The organism is Vibrio sp. HS-50-1, assembly GCF_024747315.1.
Classification (GTDB): Bacteria; Pseudomonadota; Gammaproteobacteria; order Enterobacterales; family Vibrionaceae; genus Vibrio; species Vibrio diabolicus.
In genome coordinates this window covers 845094-866900 of the sequence record NZ_JAMPZF010000048.1, presented here as the reverse complement: position 1 = coordinate 866900, position 21807 = coordinate 845094, and the positions used below count along the sequence as shown (strand labels likewise).

23 protein-coding genes are annotated in these 21807 nt (G+C 42.5%); 18 read left to right on the top strand and 5 right to left on the bottom strand.

The genetic code is table 11. The annotated features are described in order from the left end of the window. Nucleotides 1-2: 2 nt before the first annotated feature. Both NDJ01_RS23110 and NDJ01_RS23105 read left to right on the top strand, forming a co-directional pair. The gene (locus NDJ01_RS23110) at nucleotides 3-1190 is read left to right on the top strand and encodes an amino acid aminotransferase (RefSeq protein WP_047009195.1); all 1188 of its coding nucleotides are present in this window, start codon (nucleotides 3-5) and stop codon (nucleotides 1188-1190) included. 11 nt (nucleotides 1191-1201) lie between these two features. Next, nucleotides 1202-1885, top strand: coding sequence for an ATP-dependent zinc protease (locus NDJ01_RS23105; protein ID WP_258488310.1), 684 nt, complete (start codon nucleotides 1202-1204; stop codon nucleotides 1883-1885). A 113-nt stretch (nucleotides 1886-1998) separates the two neighbouring features. Here the strand turns inward: NDJ01_RS23105 and NDJ01_RS23100 are convergent, their stop codons facing one another. Continuing rightward, nucleotides 1999-2535, bottom strand: coding sequence for a hypothetical protein (locus NDJ01_RS23100; protein ID WP_005394515.1), 537 nt, complete (start codon nucleotides 2533-2535; stop codon nucleotides 1999-2001). A 153-nt stretch (nucleotides 2536-2688) separates the two neighbouring features. Next, nucleotides 2689-3063: a YgiW/YdeI family stress tolerance OB fold protein gene (locus NDJ01_RS23095; protein ID WP_005394506.1), complete on the bottom strand. Its 375-nt coding sequence runs from the start codon at nucleotides 3061-3063 to the stop codon at nucleotides 2689-2691. Between the two features lie 155 nt (nucleotides 3064-3218). Between NDJ01_RS23095 and NDJ01_RS23090 the strand changes: the two genes are divergently transcribed. The 4 genes from NDJ01_RS23090 (at nucleotide 3219) to modC (ending at nucleotide 7315) form a co-directional block, all read left to right on the top strand. Next, nucleotides 3219-4670, top strand: coding sequence for a cobyric acid synthase (locus NDJ01_RS23090; RefSeq protein WP_258488311.1), 1452 nt, complete (start codon nucleotides 3219-3221; stop codon nucleotides 4668-4670). 69 nt (nucleotides 4671-4739) lie between these two features. Beyond that, nucleotides 4740-5495, top strand: a complete 756-nt coding sequence (modA, locus tag NDJ01_RS23085; protein ID WP_046875452.1) for a molybdate ABC transporter substrate-binding protein — start codon at nucleotides 4740-4742, stop codon at nucleotides 5493-5495. A gap of 27 nt (nucleotides 5496-5522) precedes the next feature. Then, a complete protein-coding gene (gene modB, locus NDJ01_RS23080; protein WP_046875453.1) occupies nucleotides 5523-6209 on the top strand; it encodes a molybdate ABC transporter permease subunit in 687 nt (228 codons plus the stop codon). Then, the gene (modC, locus tag NDJ01_RS23075; protein ID WP_258587431.1) at nucleotides 6209-7315 is read left to right on the top strand and encodes a molybdenum ABC transporter ATP-binding protein ModC; all 1107 of its coding nucleotides are present in this window, start codon (nucleotides 6209-6211) and stop codon (nucleotides 7313-7315) included. The genes modB and modC overlap by 1 nt, the downstream gene beginning before the upstream one ends. 71 nt (nucleotides 7316-7386) lie before the next feature. Here the strand turns inward: modC and NDJ01_RS23070 are convergent, their stop codons facing one another. Then, complete coding sequence (locus NDJ01_RS23070) at nucleotides 7387-7824, bottom strand: DUF3069 domain-containing protein (protein WP_005394495.1); 438 nt, start codon at nucleotides 7822-7824, stop codon at nucleotides 7387-7389. A 273-nt stretch (nucleotides 7825-8097) separates the two neighbouring features. Here NDJ01_RS23070 and NDJ01_RS23065 point away from each other — a divergent pair, with 273 nt between their 5' ends. Together NDJ01_RS23065 and NDJ01_RS23060 are read left to right on the top strand one after the other, a co-directional pair. Then, a complete protein-coding gene (locus NDJ01_RS23065) occupies nucleotides 8098-9057 on the top strand; it encodes a diguanylate cyclase (RefSeq protein ID WP_074190148.1) in 960 nt (319 codons plus the stop codon). Beyond that, a complete protein-coding gene (locus tag NDJ01_RS23060) occupies nucleotides 9054-10046 on the top strand; it encodes a Solitary outer membrane autotransporter beta-barrel domain (RefSeq protein WP_258587430.1) in 993 nt (330 codons plus the stop codon). The genes NDJ01_RS23065 and NDJ01_RS23060 overlap by 4 nt, the downstream gene beginning before the upstream one ends. Before the next feature lie 24 nt (nucleotides 10047-10070). On the opposite strand, the gene NDJ01_RS23055 is transcribed toward NDJ01_RS23060, so the two are convergent. After that, entirely contained in the window at nucleotides 10071-11309 is a 1239-nt protein-coding gene (locus NDJ01_RS23055) for a GGDEF domain-containing protein (protein ID WP_109170287.1), read from the bottom strand. 254 nt (nucleotides 11310-11563) lie between these two features. Between NDJ01_RS23055 and NDJ01_RS23050 the strand changes: the two genes are divergently transcribed. The 10 genes from NDJ01_RS23050 to NDJ01_RS23005 all read left to right on the top strand — a co-directional run bounded on the left by NDJ01_RS23050 (nucleotide 11564) and on the right by NDJ01_RS23005 (nucleotide 21465). Next, the gene (locus NDJ01_RS23050) at nucleotides 11564-11932 is read left to right on the top strand and encodes a late competence development ComFB family protein (RefSeq protein ID WP_065646021.1); all 369 of its coding nucleotides are present in this window, start codon (nucleotides 11564-11566) and stop codon (nucleotides 11930-11932) included. Between the two features lie 40 nt (nucleotides 11933-11972). Beyond that, complete coding sequence (locus NDJ01_RS23045) at nucleotides 11973-12254, top strand: HlyU family transcriptional regulator (RefSeq protein WP_258488314.1); 282 nt, start codon at nucleotides 11973-11975, stop codon at nucleotides 12252-12254. A 434-nt stretch (nucleotides 12255-12688) separates the two neighbouring features. Then, complete coding sequence (locus NDJ01_RS23040; RefSeq protein ID WP_047009188.1) at nucleotides 12689-14245, top strand: Re/Si-specific NAD(P)(+) transhydrogenase subunit alpha; 1557 nt, start codon at nucleotides 12689-12691, stop codon at nucleotides 14243-14245. 8 nt (nucleotides 14246-14253) lie between these two features. Then, entirely contained in the window at nucleotides 14254-15630 is a 1377-nt protein-coding gene (gene pntB, locus NDJ01_RS23035) for a Re/Si-specific NAD(P)(+) transhydrogenase subunit beta (RefSeq protein WP_145472940.1), read from the top strand. 155 nt (nucleotides 15631-15785) lie between these two features. Next, entirely contained in the window at nucleotides 15786-17240 is a 1455-nt protein-coding gene (vxrA, locus tag NDJ01_RS23030) for a sensor histidine kinase VxrA (RefSeq protein WP_005394482.1), read from the top strand. After that, the gene (gene vxrB, locus NDJ01_RS23025) at nucleotides 17215-17877 is read left to right on the top strand and encodes a response regulator transcription factor VxrB (RefSeq protein ID WP_005394480.1); all 663 of its coding nucleotides are present in this window, start codon (nucleotides 17215-17217) and stop codon (nucleotides 17875-17877) included. The genes vxrA and vxrB overlap by 26 nt, the downstream gene beginning before the upstream one ends. Nucleotides 17878-17883: 6 nt before the next feature. Next, nucleotides 17884-18765, top strand: a complete 882-nt coding sequence (locus NDJ01_RS23020; protein WP_005394478.1) for a DUF2861 family protein — start codon at nucleotides 17884-17886, stop codon at nucleotides 18763-18765. A gap of 60 nt (nucleotides 18766-18825) precedes the next feature. Then, nucleotides 18826-19947 (top strand): conjugal transfer protein TraF, encoded by a 1122-nt coding sequence (locus NDJ01_RS23015; protein WP_012842270.1) that lies wholly within the window; start codon nucleotides 18826-18828, stop codon nucleotides 19945-19947. Nucleotides 19948-19989: 42 nt separating this feature from the next. Next, entirely contained in the window at nucleotides 19990-20151 is a 162-nt protein-coding gene (locus NDJ01_RS23010) for a YoaH family protein (protein WP_005394474.1), read from the top strand. 924 nt (nucleotides 20152-21075) lie between these two features. Beyond that, the gene (locus NDJ01_RS23005; protein ID WP_012842271.1) at nucleotides 21076-21465 is read left to right on the top strand and encodes a universal stress protein; all 390 of its coding nucleotides are present in this window, start codon (nucleotides 21076-21078) and stop codon (nucleotides 21463-21465) included. Between the two features lie 102 nt (nucleotides 21466-21567). On the opposite strand, the gene NDJ01_RS23000 is transcribed toward NDJ01_RS23005, so the two are convergent. Further along, nucleotides 21568-21780, bottom strand: a complete 213-nt coding sequence (locus tag NDJ01_RS23000) for a hypothetical protein (protein WP_012842272.1) — start codon at nucleotides 21778-21780, stop codon at nucleotides 21568-21570. Nucleotides 21781-21807: the final 27 nt, after the last annotated feature.

The window sequence follows — 21807 nt, the reverse complement described above, 5'->3', positions numbered from 1 at the left end:
TCATGTTTTCTAATCTCCCAACTCCCGTATTAGATCCTATTTTATCTCTATCCGTTGCATACCGTAACGATGACCGTCCAAACAAGGTTGACCTTGGTATTGGCGTCTATAAGAACAGCGCAGGCGAAACGCCGATCATGAAAGCCATTCAAATGGCGCAGGATGTCGTTGTTGAAACTCAAAAAACCAAATCTTACGTTGGTCTTGCGGGTTGCGAAGAATTTAATAAAAGCATGATCGATTTGCTACTGACGGGAACGTCAGCAATGGATCGTGTTGCTGCCATTCAAACACCAGGTGCAAGTGGTGCGCTGCGTATGTTAGGTGACCTAATGAAGGTCGCACAGCCAGATACGACGGTTTGGATTTCAAACCCTAGCTACGTAAACCATAAACCAGTGATGGAAGCGGCAGGTCTTAAAGTTAAGTTCTACCATTACTTTTCTCCAGAAACGAAACAAGTAGACACAGCAAAAATGATGGATGATCTTGCGAAAGCAGGGCCTTCCGATGTTGTATTGCTGCATGGTTGTTGTCACAACCCAACAGGCGCAGATATCGATTTTTCTGCTTGGCAAGCCATTACGGAATTGTCACAGAAGAACGGTTTCACCCCATTTGTTGATATTGCCTACCAAGGCTTTGGTGATGGCCTAGAGGAAGACGCAAAAGGGCTTCGCTTTATGGCAGATAACGTTGAAGAGATGTTAATTACGACATCATGTTCGAAGAACTTTGGCCTATATCGCGAGCGCACAGGTGCGGCGATTATCGTTGGTAAGAACATGCAAGATGTGACAAATGCAAAAGGCAAGTTACTTACGTTAGCGCGTTCTACTTACACGATGCCACCCGATCATGGAGCGGCTTTGGTTAAGACGATTCTTCAAGATGACAACCTGACTTCCGTTTGGAAGCAAGAGTTGAGTGAAATGCAACATCGTTTGGTTAGTCTTCGTCAAAGTTTGTGTAACGAATTGAGAAACAACCATAATACCGATCAATTTGACTTCATTGAGGGTCACAAAGGCATGTTTACTGTGCTAGGCTTTAGTGAAAACCAAATGGCGCAACTGCGTGAAGATTATGGCATTTATGGTGTTGGCGATGGTCGAATTAACATCGCTGGACTTACCGAAACTCATATCCCATACGTAGCGGACGCAATTAAGAAAGTATCTCAAGCTTAATTGGAGTGTGGATGAAAAACTGGAAACTGATTCTGCCGCTTATGATGAGCGGCAGTTTAATTGCTTGTACGTCAACTCAAACGACGCCGGAACCTGCTGAGCCTGAGTCGCCGAAGGTCGAAGAACCTGTCAAAATAGAGCCAGAAGTGAAACCAGAGGTCGATCCAACGCCTGAGGTGGAGCCTAAGCCTGAAGTAAAACCTGAGAAAAAGCCCGAGCCAAAACCGACAAAACCAGCCAAAGTGACAAAAACACCAGACGGCATGTTGATTCTTGGTTCTGAAGAGTGGGTTTACGTTCCTGAAATTGATCAAACCTTCAAAGCTAGGATCGATACAGGGGCGACAACATCATCAATTAGCGCGACAGACATTGTTCCGTTTGAGCGTGATGGTAAAGATTGGGTTCAGTTTAAGATCGACTTGGGCGATAAAGAAACTAAAGAGTTTAAAGTACCTGTAGAGCGCTGGGCTAAAATCAAGCAGTCATCGTCAGAAGAGGTGGATAAACGAGCGGTAGTAAAAGCGTATATTACCGTCGGTGACCACAAAGAAAAGACAGAGTTTACGTTAGCCGAGCGTGGGCATATGAAGTTTCCAATTTTACTTGGTCGAAGCTTTTTTAGAGATATCGCCGTTGTGGATGTATCGAAAAAGTATGTCCAAGATAAACCTAAAAAATCCGGAAAAAATTAAAGCCTTGTTACTAGTTCCTGCTAACAATCGGTACTTAACAAAAATGGCCTCCGAAACCGGAGGCCATTTTTATTGAATCACACACTTATTAATGCAACTGCTTAGTTACTTAATTAAAATGCAAAACGAGCAGACATCACAATTTGTTGGCCATAGACACCATTATTTTTGAAATCCGCGCCAAGTGATAGTTGCTGAGTAGAGTGGAATCTTGCGCCAAAATTATAAACGGTATTGGAATCGTCGTTATCCATTATTTGACCGATACGGGCATGTAGCTCAACATTTTGCATGAACCAAATACGAGTACCAATATTCACCTCAGTGCGCCACTCGTCACCCACTTTATCACTGCCGTTTTCTTTAATGTTGTGTACCAACATTTGGCCATAAATATCTGCAAATTGGCCTGCTGGGCCGTTAAAGCCAATACCACCAGCAATGTCCCAGTCTCCGCTAAACTCACTGTCTGCGCGAGCAATGAAGTGGGTGTTTTCTGTAAAGTAGGTATTGAACTCGCCACCAAATGTACCAGGGCTAGTGCCCATGCGAAATTCCATCGTGTTGTAGTTGAAATTATTTGCATGTGCGGAAAGTGGCAAAACAGCGCACAAACCAAAGGCTGCAACCTTTAGAGCTTTACCTAGCATGGTGTCTCCGGGCAAGATGATTAAAATGAACAAAAAAATGGTCTGCAAAAAGCAGACCAAGATTGATAAAGCTATCATTTTAAGTGCTTGCCGTCACCATTTAGCTGTAGTGCTCACCACATCATGCTGATATCCAAAGCAATCGGGGTTGTTTTACATGATCACCAGTTGCTCGACTTCAATTTCTGGCTTATTTCCGCCTTCAAATTCACCAAACAGACGGACTTTAGTCGTGTGATCAATCGGAGTGTTTAGCTGAATATCGTCATCGAATTCCACCATCACTTCACCGGAACCGTCGCTAAAGACAAACTTATCCGCGCGAACTTGACGTAATAAGTTACCTTCAACGACTACATCTTTTTCAGTAAACATATTGGAGTCGTTTAGCAAGGCGTCCAATTTTTCCACAGTGACAGGACCATTAAACTGCAAGTTTGATTGGTTTTTAGCGTGATCTTTCGCGAATGCGATAGAAGGAGCAATAACTAAGGCGGCGATTGTTGCGATAATTGTATTCTTTTTCATGTTACATCCTCATCGGTTTGTTTTGATGGGTTCATTAAAACAGAGCTTGTTTGAACCAATGATGATTTCAACATTCATATTCTATTCATTTGCTTGAGTAAGTGGGGACGATGACGTTATGATTGTTCATCTTCCTCAATTCCTTACAAATGTTCATGAAATCAGCGATCCCATCTTTAATGGTTCAAGGCACCACTTCGGATGCCGGAAAAAGTGTCCTTGTGGCAGGTTTATGCCGTGTATTAGCGAGAAAAGGGATAAACGTTGCCCCATTTAAGCCACAAAACATGGCACTAAATAGTGCGGTAACCAAAGATGGCGGTGAAATAGGTCGAGCTCAGGCAGTTCAGGCACAGGCGTGTAATATTGAGCCAACCGTGCACATGAATCCGGTTTTGATTAAACCCAATAGTGATACAGGTGCTCAGATCATTTTGCAGGGCAAGGCAATTTCCAATATGAATGCGGCTGGCTTTCATGATTACAAGAAAGTTGCGATGGATACGGTGTTAGATTCCTTCTCTCGTCTGACTCAAGAATTTGATTCGATCATGATCGAGGGTGCAGGGAGTCCTGCTGAAATCAATTTACGTGAAGGCGATATCGCGAACATGGGTTTTGCGGAGGCCGCTGATGTTCCGGTGATCATTGTTGCTGATATTGATCGTGGTGGTGTATTTGCGCATTTGTACGGAACACTCGCGTTACTTTCTGAATCTGAACAAGCGCGAGTAAAAGGATTTGTTATCAACCGTTTTCGAGGTGATATTCGTTTATTGCAATCGGGCCTCGACTGGCTAGAAGAAAAAACAGGCAAACCTGTACTCGGCGTGCTTCCTTTTCTTCATGGTTTGAATTTAGAAGCAGAAGACGCGCTCACCGCGCAGCAAGAGTTGCACTCTGAGGTAAAACTGAATGTCGTTGTGCCTGTTTTAACCCGGATTAGTAATCATACTGATTTTGATGTGTTGCGATTGAATCCCGACATCAATCTACGTTATGTAGGCAAAGGCGAGAAAATAGATAAAGCCGACCTTGTTATTTTGCCTGGGACCAAATCAGTTAGAGACGACTTAGAGTATCTAAGAAGCCAAGGGTGGGATAAAGATATCTTACGCCATATTCGTCTTGGTGGAAAAGTGATTGGTATCTGCGGTGGCTACCAGATGCTTGGAAACTTGATTGATGACCCAAATGGCGTCGAAGGCCAGCCGGGTCAAAGCGAAGGGCTTGGCTTACTAGACATCACCACGACGCTAACTAACAGCAAACAGCTTACAAATACACAAGCGCAGCTTTCTCTTAATGGCAAAACAGCCAATGTAAAGGGTTATGAAATCCACGTAGGACAAAGTGAAGTGCAGGGCGTTCAACCTCTTACATTGAGTTCCGGTGAAGCTGAGGGGGCTATCAGCGAGTGTGGCCAAATCATGGGAACCTACCTTCACGGGTTCTTTGATGAGGCAGATGTCTTAAGCCTGGTGTCAGAATGGGTAAACGGCACTCAAATCAAACAACAAGACTTTGAAGAGTTAAAGGAGCAAGGAATTAATCGTATTGCAGATGCGATAGAACAACATATGAACCTTGATTTTTTGTTTAAATAGCACATTAACTGATTGAACTTTCTACCCAAATAACCAGTTCTTTCGCTTGCCTTGTATTGGAGTTTCTCTATGAAAGCATGGAAAACGCATGCTTGCCTCGCGGCAATATTAAGCATTTCATTTTCAGCTAACGCAGCTACGAACCTCAAAGTGTATGCGGCGTCTTCGATGACGAATGCGATCGACGAAATCGCACAAAACTTTGAAGAAAAGTATGACGTTTCTATCACTCCCGTTTATGGTGGTTCTTCTTCTATCGCTCGACAAATTATCAACGGCGCACCAGCGGACATATTTATTTCTGCGAATACAAAATGGATGGATTATTTGGTCGATAAAGACGTTATTTCTCGTGACAATGTCACAAGCTTGGTGCGCAATAGCTTAGTGTTGATTGCGCCTCAGTCTTCAGAATTAACCTCATTTAACTTCTCTGATGCAACAGCTTGGGAAAAGGCATTGCATGGAAATCGCCTTGCGTTAGGCAATCCGACGTCAGTGCCTGCTGGTATGTACGCGAAAGAATCACTGACTACACTGGGTGTATGGAAAGAGATTCAAACTCAAATCGCACCAGCAAAGAATGTGCGCCTAGCTTTGGCGTTGGTTGAACGTGGGGAAGCACCTTTAGGCGTGGTCTACAAAACCGATGCGCAGTTAACCGACAAAGTCAAAATTGTTGGTGAATTCGCGAGTGATACGCATGCGGCTATTGTTTATCCGGCTGCGGTTGTGAATGATTCTACTGAGTCCGATCAGTTCTTCCAGTACCTAAAATCGGACGAAGCCGCACGCGTTTTTGCTCAATATGGCTTTCAGCAATAAACCGGCTTTCAATTATAGGAACGAAGCGTGACAGAACTGGAATACCAAGCCTTAATGTTAAGCCTCAAAGTGGGCGCGTACGCAGTACTTTGGCTCATTCCTCTCGGCGTTTTTCTTGCTTGGCTACTTTCTCGAAAAACGTTCTTCGGTAAATCGATTCTAGATAGCTTAATTCATTTACCACTGGTATTGCCGCCAGTGGTTATCGGCTATTTGTTGTTGGTTTCTCTTGGGCGGCAAGGATTTCTTGGCAAGTGGCTCTATGAACATGTAGGGCTAGTCTTTAGCTTTAATTGGAAAGGAGCAGTAGTCGCTTGTATTGTGGTGGCCTTGCCTTTGATGGTTCGGTCTGTGCGGTTAAGTTTAGAGAACGTCGACCCAAAACTGGAACATGCCGCTTCAACGTTAGGCGCTTCTCCTTTAAAAGTTTTTCTCACCATTACGTTACCACTGACCATTCCCGGAATTATTACTGGGACGATGCTGTCCTTTGCTCGTAGTCTTGGTGAATTCGGGGCGACGATCAGTTTCGTCTCTAACATTCCGGGAGAGACCCAAACGATTCCACTGGCAATGTACAACTTTATTGAAACGCCAGGCGCGGAAATGCAGGCGGCTCGCCTATGTATCATTTCTATCGCGTTAGCTTTGTCTACATTAATGATCTCTGAATGGTTAAATCGTAAAGCGGCAAGTCGATTGGGTGCGAAGTGATGACGATTAAAGTTCAATTTAAACAAATGCTTGGTGATACTGACTTCGATATTAAGCTTGAGTTACCGTGTAACGGAATTAGCGCTTTGTTTGGGCGATCTGGTGCGGGAAAAACCACGTTAATTAATATCATCAGCGGATTAGTTGCACCAAAGCAGGGACATGTTGCGATTGGTGATCACGTTTTGTTTGATAGTGAACAGGGGGTCAACTTACCAACACACAAGCGCGGTATTGGTTACGTGTTTCAGGATTCGCGTTTATTTCCTCACTATTCGGTTCAAGGCAACTTATTGTATGGCGTCAAAGAAAAAGATGACGAGTACTTTGATGCAGTCGCCGAACTCTTGTCTATCAAACCGTTACTAAAGCGCTTCCCGAACTCACTGTCTGGCGGTGAAAAGCAACGTGTTGCGATTGCGCGCGCATTACTATCTAAGCCCAACTTGCTTTTGATGGATGAACCACTTGCGTCGCTTGATATGCCGAGAAAACGTGAGGTGATGCCATTTCTGGAGGAATTATCGGAGAAGGTAAATATCCCTATTATCTATGTCACGCACAGTCTCCAAGAAATTTTAAGGCTTGCTCAGCACCTTGCAATTATTGACCAAGGTAAAATTACGAGTTCAGGTAAGCTTGAAGACGTGTGGGCTTCTCATGCGATGCGTCCATGGCAGTCTTTCTCGGATCAAAGCAGCTTATTTGAAGGCCGAATTGCTGAACATCATGAGCGTTATGCGCTGACTTGTGTCAGCCTTGCACCTAATGCATCACTATGGGTGCAAAAGATTGATGGTGAACCAGAGACGCCAATTCGCTTACAAGTGCGTGCCAACGACGTTTCTATTACGCTAGAGCAACCTAAGGCGACTTCTATTCGAAATATCCTGCCTGCGACTGTCGATTCAATCGAGGTGTTTAACGCGGCTGATGATAAACAGAGTATTAATGTATCGCTAAAGCTAGATGAGGGATGTTATTTGTGGGCAACGATAACACCTTGGGCGCTTGATGATCTCGACTTAAAGGCAGGTGATAGTGTATTCGCACAAATTAAAGGGGTCAGTGTCACGCAGAAAGACGTGGCATTAGCGCCGCATTAATCATTTAAAGCTACGCACGCTTAATGATCAAAAAAGGCCGCAAACGTGGCCTTTATTTTGTCGGAAAAACGTTATTTTGCGAACACTTCTTTGAATTCGCGTTTAAGAAGTGGGTCGCGACGTGCTTTCTTAAGTTGCTTAACCATGTCTTTCACGCAGTTGTGAAGCACATTATCAAGTAATTGAGCGCGGTATTCTTCTTTATCTTCATCTGTCATGTTTTCTGGCAGATTAAGAGTAGGGAATTCTTCCATCACGTTGATACCAGCAAATGCTTGGCCAACAGAAACTAGAGCATGAAATTGCTCGAAGTTATCTAGAATGTTCTGAGCACTTGCAGGCATTTCGTCCCAAGACTCACGCACTGCTTCTTCAGACACTTCATGGATAGAGGTAACCATTTCGAACATTTGCTCTGGAACTTCGTCAAACTCAATAACTTTACGTAGTTCAGGAGAAATGGTTGCTAGATCGATTTTTTTGCTTTCGCTGTTAGTTGCTTCTGACATGGTGTGTCTCTCATTACAAAAAGGCGGGAATATTAATACCAAATGCATCAAATAGCTATACCCATGTGTCCGCAAGATGACCAGAACACGTGAGTTTGTTGAACTAACGTTCGTTGGTCATGTTTTGGTAGGGCAATTCTCAGTGTAATCGTTATAGACAATTGATTCCGTGATATTTAAACAAAAATATAGCACTTAATTATGAGTCGAATGCAACAACTCTATGAGTATGGTATATGTTTAATAAAGACAAAATAAGAAATGGAACGCGTTATGCAACCGACAGGGACATCAATGCGAATCCTCCTGGTTGACGATGTTCAGCTAGATAGGATGCAGTTGGCTATTCGTCTTAAGCAACTTGGACATATTGTAAAAGCGGTGGGTAGTGGGCTAGAAGCACTAAACACCTACGAGAGTTTTGATCCTGAACTGGTATTACTCGATATATCGATGCCAGATATGAACGGTTTTGAAGTCTCTCTTCATATCAGAGAAACCTTTCCCGATTGGATCCCAATAATTTTCCTGAGTAGTCACGAAGAGCCAGAAATGATTGCAAAAGCCATAGAGGCCGGCGGTGATGATTATTTAATTAAACCTGTAGATAAACTCGTACTGAACTCTAAGCTTATCGCAATGCAGCGTATTGCTCATATGAGACGAGAGCTTAAACAAGCGACAGCTCAATTGGAGAAAGTGAACCAACTTTTGACCCAGCAAGCGAATGAAGATGGCTTAACCAAGCTCTATAACCGTCGTTATATCGATCATAAGTTAGAATCGATGGTTGCATGGCATGGCCGTCACAACATGCCAATGGCTTTGATTTTATTAGACGTCGATTTTTTCAAACCGTTTAATGATAATTACGGTCATATAGAAGGAGATCGTTGCTTGCAAGCCATTGCGAACCAACTTAAAGCAACATTTTGTCGCTCTGGTGAATACGTAGGGCGTTATGGCGGAGAAGAGTTTGTGGTGTTACTGGGTTGCACAGACGCCCAAACCGCAGAGAGAGAAGCAGAACGTATACAAGAGGCCATGTACTTTCTGGATTACCCACATGAGTATTCTAGTGTGTCCAGTAGGGTGACAGTGTCACAAGGTGTTTTTGTTTTTCAACCGACGGGAAAAGAGCAGCAGTCTGATTTGTATGCGACGGTGGATAGAGCGCTGTATACCTCAAAATCTTTAGGAAGAAATACACATACGGTGGTAAATGCAAGTTGAAACAAGCTATTATCAATAGTTATGCCTTAGCTACACTGTCACTTTTTTCATTATGTTCTAAGGCTAATTCGATTCAAGATCAGATACAAAAAGAGTATGAAAGGAACTTTGCTATTGGGATCGTTCTGTCAGATAGCGATGTCTTTACGGTAGGATTTCATGATTTTGATCCGAACGAATACTTCAACATAGATAACGAAGACATTGGTACTCAAGATTCGGTTGATCTCAGAAAGAAGATCGCTGTATCAACGCTACCATTTAGTTTTGATTTGTTTGAACAAGAGGGAATACAAACTCACTATCTATTAAATGGCCGAGTTTATGCCTTAAGTACAGAGCAAGATGTGTATGTAGACCAACAAGGACAGATTCCAGATAAAAGTAAAGAGTTAGTCATGGGCGGATATATTGAGTTTGCTGGAGAAAAACACCTCACTGATAAGCTAACGCTTAGTGGCGCAATCGGTTCACACTTAATGTACTATCAAAACGATTATAGTTATCGTGGTAATGCACTGAATGACCTAAAACCATTTCTAGAAGGTGTATACCTAAACACCAGTGCTTGGGCCGTTGTCGGAGAAGTCAACACAAAGCTCAAATACCTAGAGCATGAATCGTGGGGGAAATGGTACCTCTGGTCGGCTCCTCACTATTTTTATGGCACTGGCTGGGGTAAAGCAAATAATGGTGATATTGGCAATCCGGAAGGCTGGTATTGGGTCAATGGAATAAAGGTGTTTTATGATTTTACCCACATTGGAGATACTGTGCAGTCAGTGTATTCGAGCTTCAATCGAGTTGATATTGGTGGTGATACAAGAAAACCCATGAATACTGTGCACTACTACGAAGCCAGTGTTGGATGGTTAATGACACCACCATTTGACTCCGATTGGATAGATAATATCGGGATCGGATTAACGATCAATTATGGCAGTGCGTTAAAAGGAGGAAGCTTAGTCTTGTTCTTTAATCAAGATTAGTCAGCTAACTTTCGCTCTGGGGTATTAATGAAGCCTCACGCAATTGCGTCCAGCTTTTTTCGCTTTGTAAAGCGCTTCGTCCGCTAACTTAATCACGTCCTGAGGTGCTTGCCCATTTCTGCTGTCGGCCGCTCCGAAACTTGCGGTAACAAAGACCGACTTTCTCCTCGAACTGTCGTTACCACGCTTTTTTTGGCCTTGTTTATGGTTATCTGGGCGGGATTCTTCATCACGCAAAATCATCTCATACTCGGCGATGGATTTACGTGCTTCTTCTAAAAACTCTTTACACTCATCTGCGTACTTGCCTTTAAAGACGATGGTAAATTCTTCTCCGCCAAACCGGTATACTTTTGCGCCACCGGGAGTTTTAGTTAGACGCGAAGCGACCATTTTTAATACGTCATCACCCGTATCGTGACCGTAGGTATCGTTAAACTTTTTAAAGTGGTCAACATCAAGCATTGCGATCGTGAACTTTTTGCCCATGTGTTTTAAGTCAAGGTCGAGTGCGCGCCTACTCGGGATCCGCGTTAAGCTATCTGTGAAAGCCAATTGATGGCTGGCAGAGGCAGCATAAATAATGATAAGCAACCCCGTTAGCGTAAACATGGTGCTAGATATGTATTGCACATCAAAGAAAATGAACGTCGCGGACGCCAGCACCATTGCAGAGTAGGTCATCGCATGGATGATTTCATTCTTCTTTAAAACAAGAATTCCGAGGAAGCAGACAATACCCACACAATATAAAACTAGAATAAAAGGCAGTTTAGAAACCGTAGGTACGATAAATAAAATGCCGCTTGTCCATTGTTCAAACCCACCTTCAACGTAATACGCTAACGTAAGGTAAGACCAAAGAACGAACATCGTTAACATCAAGAGGTAAGTAAACATGGCTCTTGAGTCGAAACCGTCTTTACTAAACAAAAATACCGCAAGAAAAGAAACAGGAAGTAGCGTGGCTAAAATGGTCAACTCAAGTAAGGCTGTACCACTTTGAAGTGGAACTTGTAGCCTGTGCTGTATCACGAAATAGGCCAGTAACATCGCTAAGCACACCATTGACTCCCTACCTTGCTTAAATGAATAGCAAAGGAGCAGTGCACAGCCTAACAGTATGTACGGCAAATTTGCGGCAATACCCCAGTTTGACTGAGTCATCTGAATGATGTTGTTCATGCTCGAACTCACTAATCCCAGCAACATAAATGGGAAAAGGAATCGAAAGCCTGATGAAGTCATTGATGATGAGGACATCTATTACAAATTGCCTGAAAATAGTTGATTATATAATTGGTTAGGTTAAGCGTTTCATCAATATAGATATTAATCTGCTATCGATTTTCATGCTTCGAGAACTAGCAAGAATACGTCTATTTGCTCATTTTCCCAAGTATTTTGGGAGACATTACGACAAAAAGAGAGAGATTGATTAAATTAAGAGCAATCAATAAGTTGTTATAAACAAGTCGTTGCTATACTTGTTTTCATAGAACAAGGGAGATTTGCCAATGCAGATAAGTTCAGATGTGCATAACTACATGGAAACACTTGTTGGACAAGTGCTCAGTTTGCCTCAGTTTGTAGAGCAGTATGACAACGAGCAGCTCGCAGATATCGCGTGCCTTGCACTTATTCAGCTCAAACCCGTCTATATTCGTCATGATATTGATTTTTTATCTTCGCTTCCGGAACAAAAGCTCACCCAATTTAAGCAAAGTGCAGATATCGCGGTGAAAAACGCGGCAGAAATGGTGAAAGAAGACCAGCGTAAAAACCGAGATCATGATGTACCTGTAATTTTTACCCATACCAGTTATGATGAAGACAAAGAATTGGACTGGTATGAAAAACCAATCCTCAATGTCAATATTAAGTGATCAAGCTTAATCTATCGATGAGCTTACCCAAGGAGGAGCCGTGGGATTTTTTTCGCGTTTGTTTGGTGGTAGTGAAAAGACTGCTAAAGTAAAAACTGTGGAACCAGTTGAGTACAAAGGTTTCCTTATTTACCAAGAGAGCCTTTCAGAGGGTGGGCAATACCGCATTGCTGGTCGAATAGAAAAGCAATACGACGATGAAGTGAAAACGCATCGATTTATTCGTTCAGATTTGCTCGGCTCGGAACAAGATGCCAATGAACTTATGTTGAAGAAATCTCAAATGTTTATCGATCAAATGGGCGATAAAATCTTCGACTAACAATTCACCGCAACTTGATTCCAATCATCTTAAAAAGAGCCATTAGTGTATATGCTGATGGCTCTTTCTTTTTTAGAGCTTAAATGTTTGTTAAGTCAGCATTTAATATGATCTGGTTAGACCTCAGTCTAGTAAGTCATGGCGTTGTTATTTTTCGTGCTCAGAGCGACAATCATTCATTACTTAGCGTTATATGTAATGAAATTTAGTATTTAAATTACAAAACACTTGAAGTAATGAGACGCGTTCGATACAAACAGAATAATAACAGGGCTGTTAGTCAAGGTGTTATTGTGCAAATGGGTGGCCCCAAACACCATCTTTCGTTTGCAATTGTCTTGCGTGGTAAACAGATAGAAATAAAAAAGAGTTAGAGTAGAGCGACGCTCTGTTTTGGGACTAATTTATTGATATGTATACAAGGAGTATGCGTTTTGCAAATCGGTGTACCTAAAGAGATACTTGCGGGTGAATCGCGAGTAGCTGCATCGCCGAAGTCGGTTGAGCAGTTAATAAAGTTGGGATTCGATATCGCGATTGAATCCCAAGCGGGGGTGCTTGCGAGTTTCGATGATGCTGCTTATGAAGCTGCTGGTGCGAAAATCGTTTCTAGTGAAGAAGTTTGGGCATCTGGTCTTATTCTAAAAGTTAATGCGCCAATCGTAGATGAAGAACAAGGCATTGACGAAATCGCACTACTACAAGATGGTGCAACACTTGTTAGCTTTATTTGGCCTGCTCAAAACGCAGAGTTGATGGAACAACTTTCAAGTAAGAACATTAACGTTCTTGCCATGGATTCCGTTCCTCGTATCTCTCGTGCACAAGCCTTAGACGCGCTCTCTTCGATGGCTAACATCGCTGGGTATCGTGCGGTTGTTGAAGCAGCTCATGAGTTTGGTCGTTTCTTTACAGGTCAAATCACGGCTGCCGGTAAAGTACCACCAGCGAAAGTATTGGTCGCGGGTGCGGGTGTGGCTGGTTTGGCTGCGATCGGTGCTGCGGGTAGCCTAGGGGCTATTGTTCGTGCATTTGACGTTCGCCCAGAAGTAAAAGAACAAGTTGAGTCCATGGGAGCAGAGTTCCTGACCTTGGATTTCCAAGAAGACTCTGGTTCTGGTGACGGCTACGCAAAAGAAATGTCCGATGACTTCAACAGAAAAGCGGCAGAGTTATATGCAGAGCAAGCTAAAGATGTTGATATCATTATTACAACGGCACTAATCCCTGGCAAACCTGCTCCGAAGCTGATCACCAAGGAAATGGTCGACAGCATGAAAGCGGGCAGTGTCATTGTTGACTTGGCAGCTGCTAATGGCGGTAACTGTGAATACACAGTTAAAGACCAAGTTATCATGACAGATAATGGCGTAAAAATTGTTGGTTACACTGACATGGTCGGCCGTTTGCCAACGCAATCTTCTCAACTTTACGCGACAAACCTTGTTAACCTTCTAAAACTGCTGTGTAAAGAAAAAGACGGTAACATCAATATTGATTTCGAAGATGTTGTTATCCGTGGTGTCACCGTGGTTAAAGAAGGTGAAATTACATGGCCTGCGCCACCAATCCAGGTTTCAGCGCAGCCGCAAGTGAAACAAGAGCAACCTGCGAAACCAGAGCCTAAAGTAGAAGAACCTACCTCTCCAACGAAGAAAATTATTGGTGTAGCCGCGGCAGTAGGTGCTTTTGCTTGGATTGCATCGGTTGCGCCGGCAGCGTTCCTTTCTCACTTTACTGTATTTGTTTTAGCTTGTGTTGTCGGCTACTACGTGGTTTGGAATGTTACCCATGCACTTCATACTCCGCTTATGTCGGTAACGAATGCTATCTCCGGCATTATTGTGGTTGGTGCATTACTGCAAATTGGGCAAGGTAATGGGGTCGTTTCATTCCTATCCTTTATTGCTGTATTGATCGCCAGCATCAATATCTTCGGTGGTTTCACCGTCACCAAGCGTATGCTTGAAATGTTCCGCAAAGATAAATAGGAGTTACAATGTCTGCAGGATTAGTACAAGCAGCTTACATTGTTGCTGCATTATTTTTCATCATGAGTTTGGCGGGGCTTTCAAAGCAAGAGTCCGCTCGTAATGGTAACTACTATGGTATCGCAGGTATGACGATCGCGCTGATCGCGACGATCTTGAGCCCTGATGCTCAAGGCTTTGGGTGGATCATTATTGCGATGGCGATAGGTGGGGCGATCGGTATTTTCTATGCGAAGAAAGTAGAAATGACCGAAATGCCAGAACTGGTTGCGATACTGCACAGCTTTGTAGGTTTAGCTGCGGTTTTAGTTGGCTACAACAGTTACCTTGATGCGCCAGAAGCAGCAACTCATGCTGAACATGTTATCCACCTTGTAGAAGTATTCTTGGGTGTCTTCATTGGTGCCGTAACCTTCACGGGTTCAATTGTTGCATTTGGTAAGTTACGTGGTGTGATTTCTTCTTCGCCGCTTAACCTTCGCCACAAGCACAAAATGAACCTTGCAGCGGTTGTGATTTCTACGCTTCTTATGATCTACTTCGTAAAAGCAGATGGCAGCATGTTCGCTCTGATTGTGATGACACTGATTGCGTTCGCGTTCGGTTACCACTTAGTTGCTTCAATTGGTGGTGCTGATATGCCAGTTGTAGTTTCAATGCTGAACTCATATTCAGGTTGGGCAGCAGCAGCAGCAGGTTTCATGCTCGCAAATGACCTATTAATCGTAACAGGTGCGTTGGTTGGTTCTTCAGGTGCGATTCTTTCTTACATCATGTGTAAAGCCATGAACCGTTCGTTTATCAGTGTTATTGCTGGTGGCTTTGGTCAAGAGATTGTAATTTCAGGTGACGAAGAGCAGGGCGAACACCGCGAAACAACGGCAGAAGAAGTCGCTGAAATGCTGAAGAACTCAAAATCAGTAATCATCACCCCAGGGTATGGTATGGCTGTAGCGCAAGCGCAGTATCCAGTGCATGAAATTACTGACGTACTTCGTTCAAAAGGTATTGAGGTTCGCTTTGGTATTCACCCAGTAGCAGGTCGTCTTCCGGGACATATGAACGTGTTACTTGCTGAAGCGAAAGTACCGTATGATATCGTTCTTGAAATGGATGAAATCAATGATGACTTCGCTGAAACAGATACAGTACTGGTTATCGGCGCTAACGATACGGTAAACCCAGCAGCTCTGGAAGATCCGAACAGCCCGATTGCTGGTATGCCTGTACTGGAGGTTTGGAACGCGAAAAATGTAGTGGTATTCAAGCGTTCAATGAATACTGGTTACGCAGGTGTACAGAACCCACTGTTCTTCAAAGAAAATACATCAATGCTATTTGGTGATGCGAAGGAAAGCGTTGAGTCTATTTTTAAAGCACTCTAACCATTCTTGATTTAAAACTATACAGGGTCAGCAATCGCTGGCCCTTTTTTGTTCCGTTTCAATGTTATAGTAATGCAAATCCTTCTGTTAGCAGATGTCAATTGCTTGTAGATTGATGTATAGTTTTGGCTAATGTAACAAGTGACGGTAACAGTTTGATTAAAAAGTTTTTGCTCGGTTTTGCAACTGTATTGCCGCTTTTTTCGGCACCTGCATTTTCCGATTCACTACCAGAAAGAATAGATACGTTTACAGAGCTATTTAATTATGAAGTAGCTCTTAAATCGTATGATATTCGTATTCTGCAATCAAATTATCCTACCAAGTTACTTGCGCCAGATTCGCTTCTGCCGCAAACGTCTGACTATCCGTTAAAAGATATACAACAGCTTTACAGCTTAGCGAATACTTGTCGTGGTAAATTGCCACTAAGTCCTTTAATTACTGAGCCGTTAGTATTTACAAGAGCTATCTGTAAAGGGACGCAACTGACACCACGTTGGTTTTCGCGTAGTGGCCTCATTCACCCTGGTGGTGGGACTTATGCTGCACGCTATGTGGATAAGTATCCAGAACTCAAACCCAAGCTTGCTCAATACATGCATATTAAAGAGCGTGACAATGAGGAAGGGGATGAGTTGCTAGAAAGCTTGAAAAACATGGACGACGACGCCATTAATGCTTTGATTGCAGGCGCGAGCATGTTTATCGAAGGTAACGAACTTTGGTTACGACGTGGTGACCGTTACTTTGTTTTCGAGAAAGATATCTGGGAAGAAAACGTCGCTAATGCGGGTCTGTCGTACGCTCTAGCGTCTCAAAGCAAAAGTTGCTTTGTTAAACGAGGCAATATTTGTTGGGATGTAGAAGATCACTCACAAGTTTTGCGGATCAGTATGATCATACTGGTAATCGCAAATATTCTTCTAGTGATTGGTTGGGCTGTATACCGCTGGAATAGTAAGCGAGAAGAGCTCCGTAGTAGAATGCTTGTGTTGCAAATTTTAACGCATGAGCTCAGAACACCGATTGCATCTCTATCACTGACGGTTGAGGGCTTTCGCCGAGAATTCGAGCATCTACCTGAAAGCGTATATGACGAGTTCCGCAGATTGTGTGAAGATACACGTCGTTTGCGTCAATTGGCAGAAGCGAGTAAAGATTATTTGCAATCTGATAACCAAATGCTTGCAACAGATTGGGTTCCGTCTGTCGCAGACTGGTTAGAATTTAAGATCGAAGAAGAATTTGATAGTGCCGTGCTTTTCAACATCAATGAAGATGTGGCTGCTAAAGTTAATGTGTACTGGTTAGGAACTTGTATCGATAACTTGCTTCGTAATGCGCTTAAGTACGGTATTGCACCAGTTGAATTGGATGTTTCAACTAGTGAAGAAAAAATAGTATTCCAAGTCCGAGATGCTGGTGGCCTAACGGCTAAAGATTGGGCAAATTTGAAGAAACCGTTCGTCAGTAAGAGCGGGTTAGGACTTGGGTTAACAATCGTTGAATCTATGGTAGGCCGCATGGGCGGAAAAATGTCCCTGATGGGACCACCTACAACTTTTATATTGGAGATACCTTGTGAAACAGACACTGCTTCTCGTTGAGGACGATAAAAACTTGGCTGATGGCCTGTTAGTAAGCCTGGAACAAGCAGGATATGAGTGTTTACATGTGGAACGTATTGCAGACGTAGAACCACAATGGAAAAAAGCTGACTTGGTTATTCTCGATCGCCAACTCCCAGATGGTGACTCTGTACAATGTCTCCCAGAATGGAAACAGATTAAAGACGTACCAGTTATCTTGCTAACGGCACTTGTTACCGTAAAAGATAAAGTTGCAGGCCTTGATTCCGGCGCGAACGACTACTTAACGAAGCCTTTTGCTGAAGCGGAACTCTTTGCGAGAATCCGTGCACAGCTACGAGCACCGGATTCAGCAGAGCAAAGCAGCGCTGATAAAGTGATCACAAAAGACTTAGAAATTGATCGTTCAACTCGTGAAGTTACCTATAAAGATGAGCTAATTACGTTAACTCGTACAGAGTTTGATCTACTGCTATTTTTAGCGTCGAACTTAGGTCGCGTGTTTACTCGTGATGAGCTACTTGACCACGTTTGGGGTTACAATCACTTCCCAACGACACGTACTGTGGATACGCACGTATTGCAGCTTCGTCAAAAACTGCCAGGACTGGAAATTGAAACACTTCGCGGTGTTGGCTACAAGATGAAAGCATAAGTCATAATGAAAACACTACTCCCCGTAGTTCTCTCATTAGCGTTAGTGAAACCAGTCCATGCAATGGACTGGTTTCAAACCAACACGCCTTTAACGCAGGCACATCAACACTTACTTGAAGATGATCTTGCCGGTATGTTCAACTCTCTTGTTGAACTGTGGCAAACGGAACCAAGTAAAGATTTGACTCCTCATCTCAATGACCTTCTTGGTCAGTCACTATCTAAAAACTGTGGCAAGTCTCTCACTGGTGTAACGCTGCCTGAATGGATAAGTGGCGTGAACGTTATTCGTCAGACTATCCAAAGCCCTGGGCGAGATACATTTAGGTTAGTGATCAAGCTAAGAGCTACAACTGACATCGAAAATATTTCATTTAATCGATGGGTGGATGATTCTATATCCGCAGACAGTTCATTCAGTTATGAAGAACAGCCGAGCGGTACGGAATTAGCCAATGAGCGTAGTTATTCGAAACGCTATAACCTCACGGGTAAGCTTGAAGCAGGCTTGTATCACTTAACTATTGTTTCTAAAGATAAACAAGAGTATCGAACTTGGGTAATATTAGGAGATTCCAATTCTTCGCAATATGTTCGTTGGACATCTAAAGAGAATTGGAAAGTAGAAAAGAGCGCACTTCGTAATCCCCATTGTCCATTACCGCAACTTGAGGTTGGTTTATATGACTACATTGATGGTCAATACGAGCAAATGTGGAAAAAGACGTACGAGTCTAACTATCCCAATTCACTAGAGCTTGCGGGCGTCCCAAATGATAGATACGTGCTAGCAGTGAGTATCAACAGTCGTCGTTGGCAGGGCGATATAATTGTTGAGCAAGCTCAAACTATTAGCCGAACCTATGATCTTTCCCAAGAAGAATAGTTAAAGAAATACCATTTGTGCCGATAAAGTTTCAGGAAGAACCAAAATCACAAGTGTAGTATGAAAACCAAATATAAAATTCTAGCCACCTCTGTTGCCACCACACTTTTCGCAAACGTTGCTTCGGCTGCCACTTATGCGATAGAAGCTCGTAGCGATGCGATGGGTGGTGTTGGTACGGTATCAGCAACTTATCTGACTGCTCCTTTTTTCAACCCCGCACTTACTGCAATTTATCGCCGAAACGACGATGCAGGAATGATCGTGCCAAGTTTTGGTGGTAACTACGATGATCAATATGATCTTGTCGATGAAATCGAACGCATCAGCAAATTGACCGATGTCGATGAAATCAAAAAATCGATGAATGCCATAGATGGAAAAAAAACTGACTTTGATCTTGGTGGCGTTGTCGCTATAGGTATTCCTAATAAATTTTTATCTGCAACTGCTTACGGTAAGTTATACACTGAATCATTCGTACAACCAAAAGTAGATACGTCAGGTACTAATCCGTTAGACGATAGCTACGTACAAGGTGTTTCTATTGGTGTTGCTGAAGCAGGTGTATCACTTGCTAAATACACCAACTTTATGAATCAACACCTTTCATTTGGTGTTACGCCTAAACTTCAGCGTATTTATACGTACTCTTACGCCACGAGTTTTCAGAATTTCGATACCAAAGACTTACGTGAACATGAGACAGCGGAAACGATGTTTAACTTGGATGCGGGCGCGCTTTGGTTCTTTGGCCCATATCGTGTCGGTATTTCAGCAAAAAATTTGATCGGAAGAGACGTTAAAACAAAATCGTTCATGTATGGCAGTGATACGATTAAATCATACGAATACAGCATGCGTCCCGTATATACGGTCGGTGCAGGGATTGTTGCCGATTACTTTACTATGAGTGTCGACTACGATCTTAATGAAGAAAAACGTTTTTCATCCTTCGATGATAATACACAAATGATTCGAGCTGGTATTGAATTTGATATCTTGCGTCAAATGGCGTTGCGAGCGGGTTATATGAAAAACTTAGCTCGAAGTAGCGACGAAGGTACCATTACTGCGGGTATTGGACTGTCTCCACTTAAGTTGATCGAATTAGATATTGCTGCTCAGTACACGAACGAGAACGCAATGGGGGCATCAATTAATTTCCTTGCGACCTATTAATTGAATCGTTATAGTCTGCTCCTCAAAATGAGGAGCTTTTTTATGTTTGACGATTTACCCCCTCTATCTCACCAAGAGCAACAACAAGCTGTAGAGAAAATTCAAGAATTGATGGCGAAGGGCACAAGTACAGCAGAAGCCATCAAAATTGTTGCCGAACAGATTCGATCTGAGTACGCAGAAAAACAACAGCAACAAAACTAATTAATTCATATCAGGGCTTTGGCCCTGTTTTTTTGGTCTCATATAATCTTCAAATATCTTCACACCTTAACGTAGTTACGTCGTAACGTTATTTCTATACCTTTCAATTTATTCAACTTCCTCTATTCTGTACTAAGCAATTGGTAAAATTTTACTTGTTTAAGTTAACCTTGATGCGTTCTGGCTTGAACGAATATGGGTGAAATGCTATTTTTTAAATTAAAATTAATAAATTCAGTGGCTTGTGTTGGTTTTTTGTCTTGTGGTTATGTTTTGAACATCTTTTTGTGTAATTAAATTACAAGATGATGATTGGGTATGTTTTGAAGTAGAGGATTATGCTGTAAAGATAAAAAAGACACGTTGTAACAGAAAAATAAAATCTGAATATAGTTATATAGTTGACGTTATATAGACAGTAAGTGCTCGCAGACGTATGTCGGTTTTAGGTTGAACATAGGAGTGTTGGACTCTGTTTTAACTCTAAATCTTGTCTTTAATTCAGTGTTGTCTATGAAATAACTCTTAATCTTGATCGATGGATTACACGAAAAAATTACTTATTGCCAAGTGGTTTTACTAAACTAGGCGACGTTGTAATTAGGAATATAAAACAAGCTGCAATAGAAATTGACAGGGTTTAGAAGCGTAGTGACGGCGTAACGTGGGTTTGTTTGCGTTAGTTACATAGTTATGTACATCTTAAGGAGGGAGAACAAAATGGGCCACATATCAATAACCGGTTCCTAAGTCACTAGTTGACTTCACGAGCCTTCAAGGCTATTAGATAGCTGATCGCTCGGCTGTTTCCACATTCTTATATCAAACTCCAATATTTTCATGAAATATGAGTTTAGACATTGCATTCGCTCTTAGTGAACTAGACTTACTATAAGCACATGAAAACTAACTAGGAGAGAAAGAATGAGTTACAAGCACGTTTTAGTCGCTGTTGATTTATCTCAATCTAGCCAAGTCGTTATCGAAAAAGCAATAACTCAAGCAAAGAACTCGAACGCCAAACTTTCATTCGTTTATGTGGATGTTGATCGTGTGATCATGGAGCCGAAAGAAGAACAAAAGTTGCAAAAGGAGCTACAAGAACTCGCTGATAAATGCCTATATCCAGTACACGAGACGATGGCAGTTATCGGTGACCTTCATATCAAATTGTCGGGAATCGTAAAAAAAGAGGGAATAGACCTAGTTGTCTGCGGTCATCATCATAATTTATTGAGCCGTTTCTTTTCATCGGTACCAAGGGTAGCGAATGAGGTTGAAGCGGATTTATTGATTGTTTACTTGGATGAGTGACAGTAACGCAGGTTTGTGCCGCATCTTTTGTAATCCCGTTTTTCGCATATTAAAAAGCCGAACGTTTGCGTTCGGCTTTGCGTATGATTGACAACAAAATAACTAACCAGGAATGGCAGATGCCTCTTGGGATAAAATAGATGCAGACTCTGCGTTTGACTGTAAATCAAAATGCACGTTAACTTGCACACCTTCTCGCTCAAAAGTGACATCATCAAAATCGGTCATAGCAATTTTGAATCCATTTCTAGCAAAAAAGCCAGTCACCATAGTTCGCTGCTTAATTTCTAGTGCAGACGCGAGTAGCTTATCCATGGCATTCTCCTTGGTTATTGTGGGGAT

Excerpts from the sequence above, each read along its gene's own strand:
- pntB (WP_145472940.1), top strand. The coding sequence starts at position 14,254 with ATGTCTGCAGGATTAGTACAAGCAGCTTACATTGTTGCTGCATTATTT.
- NDJ01_RS23055 (WP_109170287.1), bottom strand. The coding sequence starts at position 11,309 with ATGTCCTCATCATCAATGACTTCATCAGGCTTTCGATTCCTTTTCCCA.
- NDJ01_RS23065 (WP_074190148.1), top strand. The coding sequence starts at position 8,098 with ATGCAACCGACAGGGACATCAATGCGAATCCTCCTGGTTGACGATGTT.
- NDJ01_RS23000 (WP_012842272.1), bottom strand. The coding sequence starts at position 21,780 with ATGGATAAGCTACTCGCGTCTGCACTAGAAATTAAGCAGCGAACTATG.
- NDJ01_RS23090 (WP_258488311.1), top strand. The coding sequence starts at position 3,219 with ATGAAATCAGCGATCCCATCTTTAATGGTTCAAGGCACCACTTCGGAT.
- modC (WP_258587431.1), top strand. The coding sequence starts at position 6,209 with ATGACGATTAAAGTTCAATTTAAACAAATGCTTGGTGATACTGACTTC.
- NDJ01_RS23095 (WP_005394506.1), bottom strand. The coding sequence starts at position 3,063 with ATGAAAAAGAATACAATTATCGCAACAATCGCCGCCTTAGTTATTGCT.
- NDJ01_RS23070 (WP_005394495.1), bottom strand. The coding sequence starts at position 7,824 with ATGTCAGAAGCAACTAACAGCGAAAGCAAAAAAATCGATCTAGCAACC.
- NDJ01_RS23105 (WP_258488310.1), top strand. The coding sequence starts at position 1,202 with ATGAAAAACTGGAAACTGATTCTGCCGCTTATGATGAGCGGCAGTTTA.
- NDJ01_RS23020 (WP_005394478.1), top strand. The coding sequence starts at position 17,884 with ATGAAAACACTACTCCCCGTAGTTCTCTCATTAGCGTTAGTGAAACCA.
- NDJ01_RS23015 (WP_012842270.1), top strand. The coding sequence starts at position 18,826 with ATGAAAACCAAATATAAAATTCTAGCCACCTCTGTTGCCACCACACTT.
- NDJ01_RS23050 (WP_065646021.1), top strand. The coding sequence starts at position 11,564 with ATGCAGATAAGTTCAGATGTGCATAACTACATGGAAACACTTGTTGGA.
- modA (WP_046875452.1), top strand. The coding sequence starts at position 4,740 with ATGAAAGCATGGAAAACGCATGCTTGCCTCGCGGCAATATTAAGCATT.
- NDJ01_RS23005 (WP_012842271.1), top strand. The coding sequence starts at position 21,076 with ATGAGTTACAAGCACGTTTTAGTCGCTGTTGATTTATCTCAATCTAGC.
- NDJ01_RS23010 (WP_005394474.1), top strand. The coding sequence starts at position 19,990 with ATGTTTGACGATTTACCCCCTCTATCTCACCAAGAGCAACAACAAGCT.
- NDJ01_RS23100 (WP_005394515.1), bottom strand. The coding sequence starts at position 2,535 with ATGCTAGGTAAAGCTCTAAAGGTTGCAGCCTTTGGTTTGTGCGCTGTT.
- NDJ01_RS23110 (WP_047009195.1), top strand. The coding sequence starts at position 3 with ATGTTTTCTAATCTCCCAACTCCCGTATTAGATCCTATTTTATCTCTA.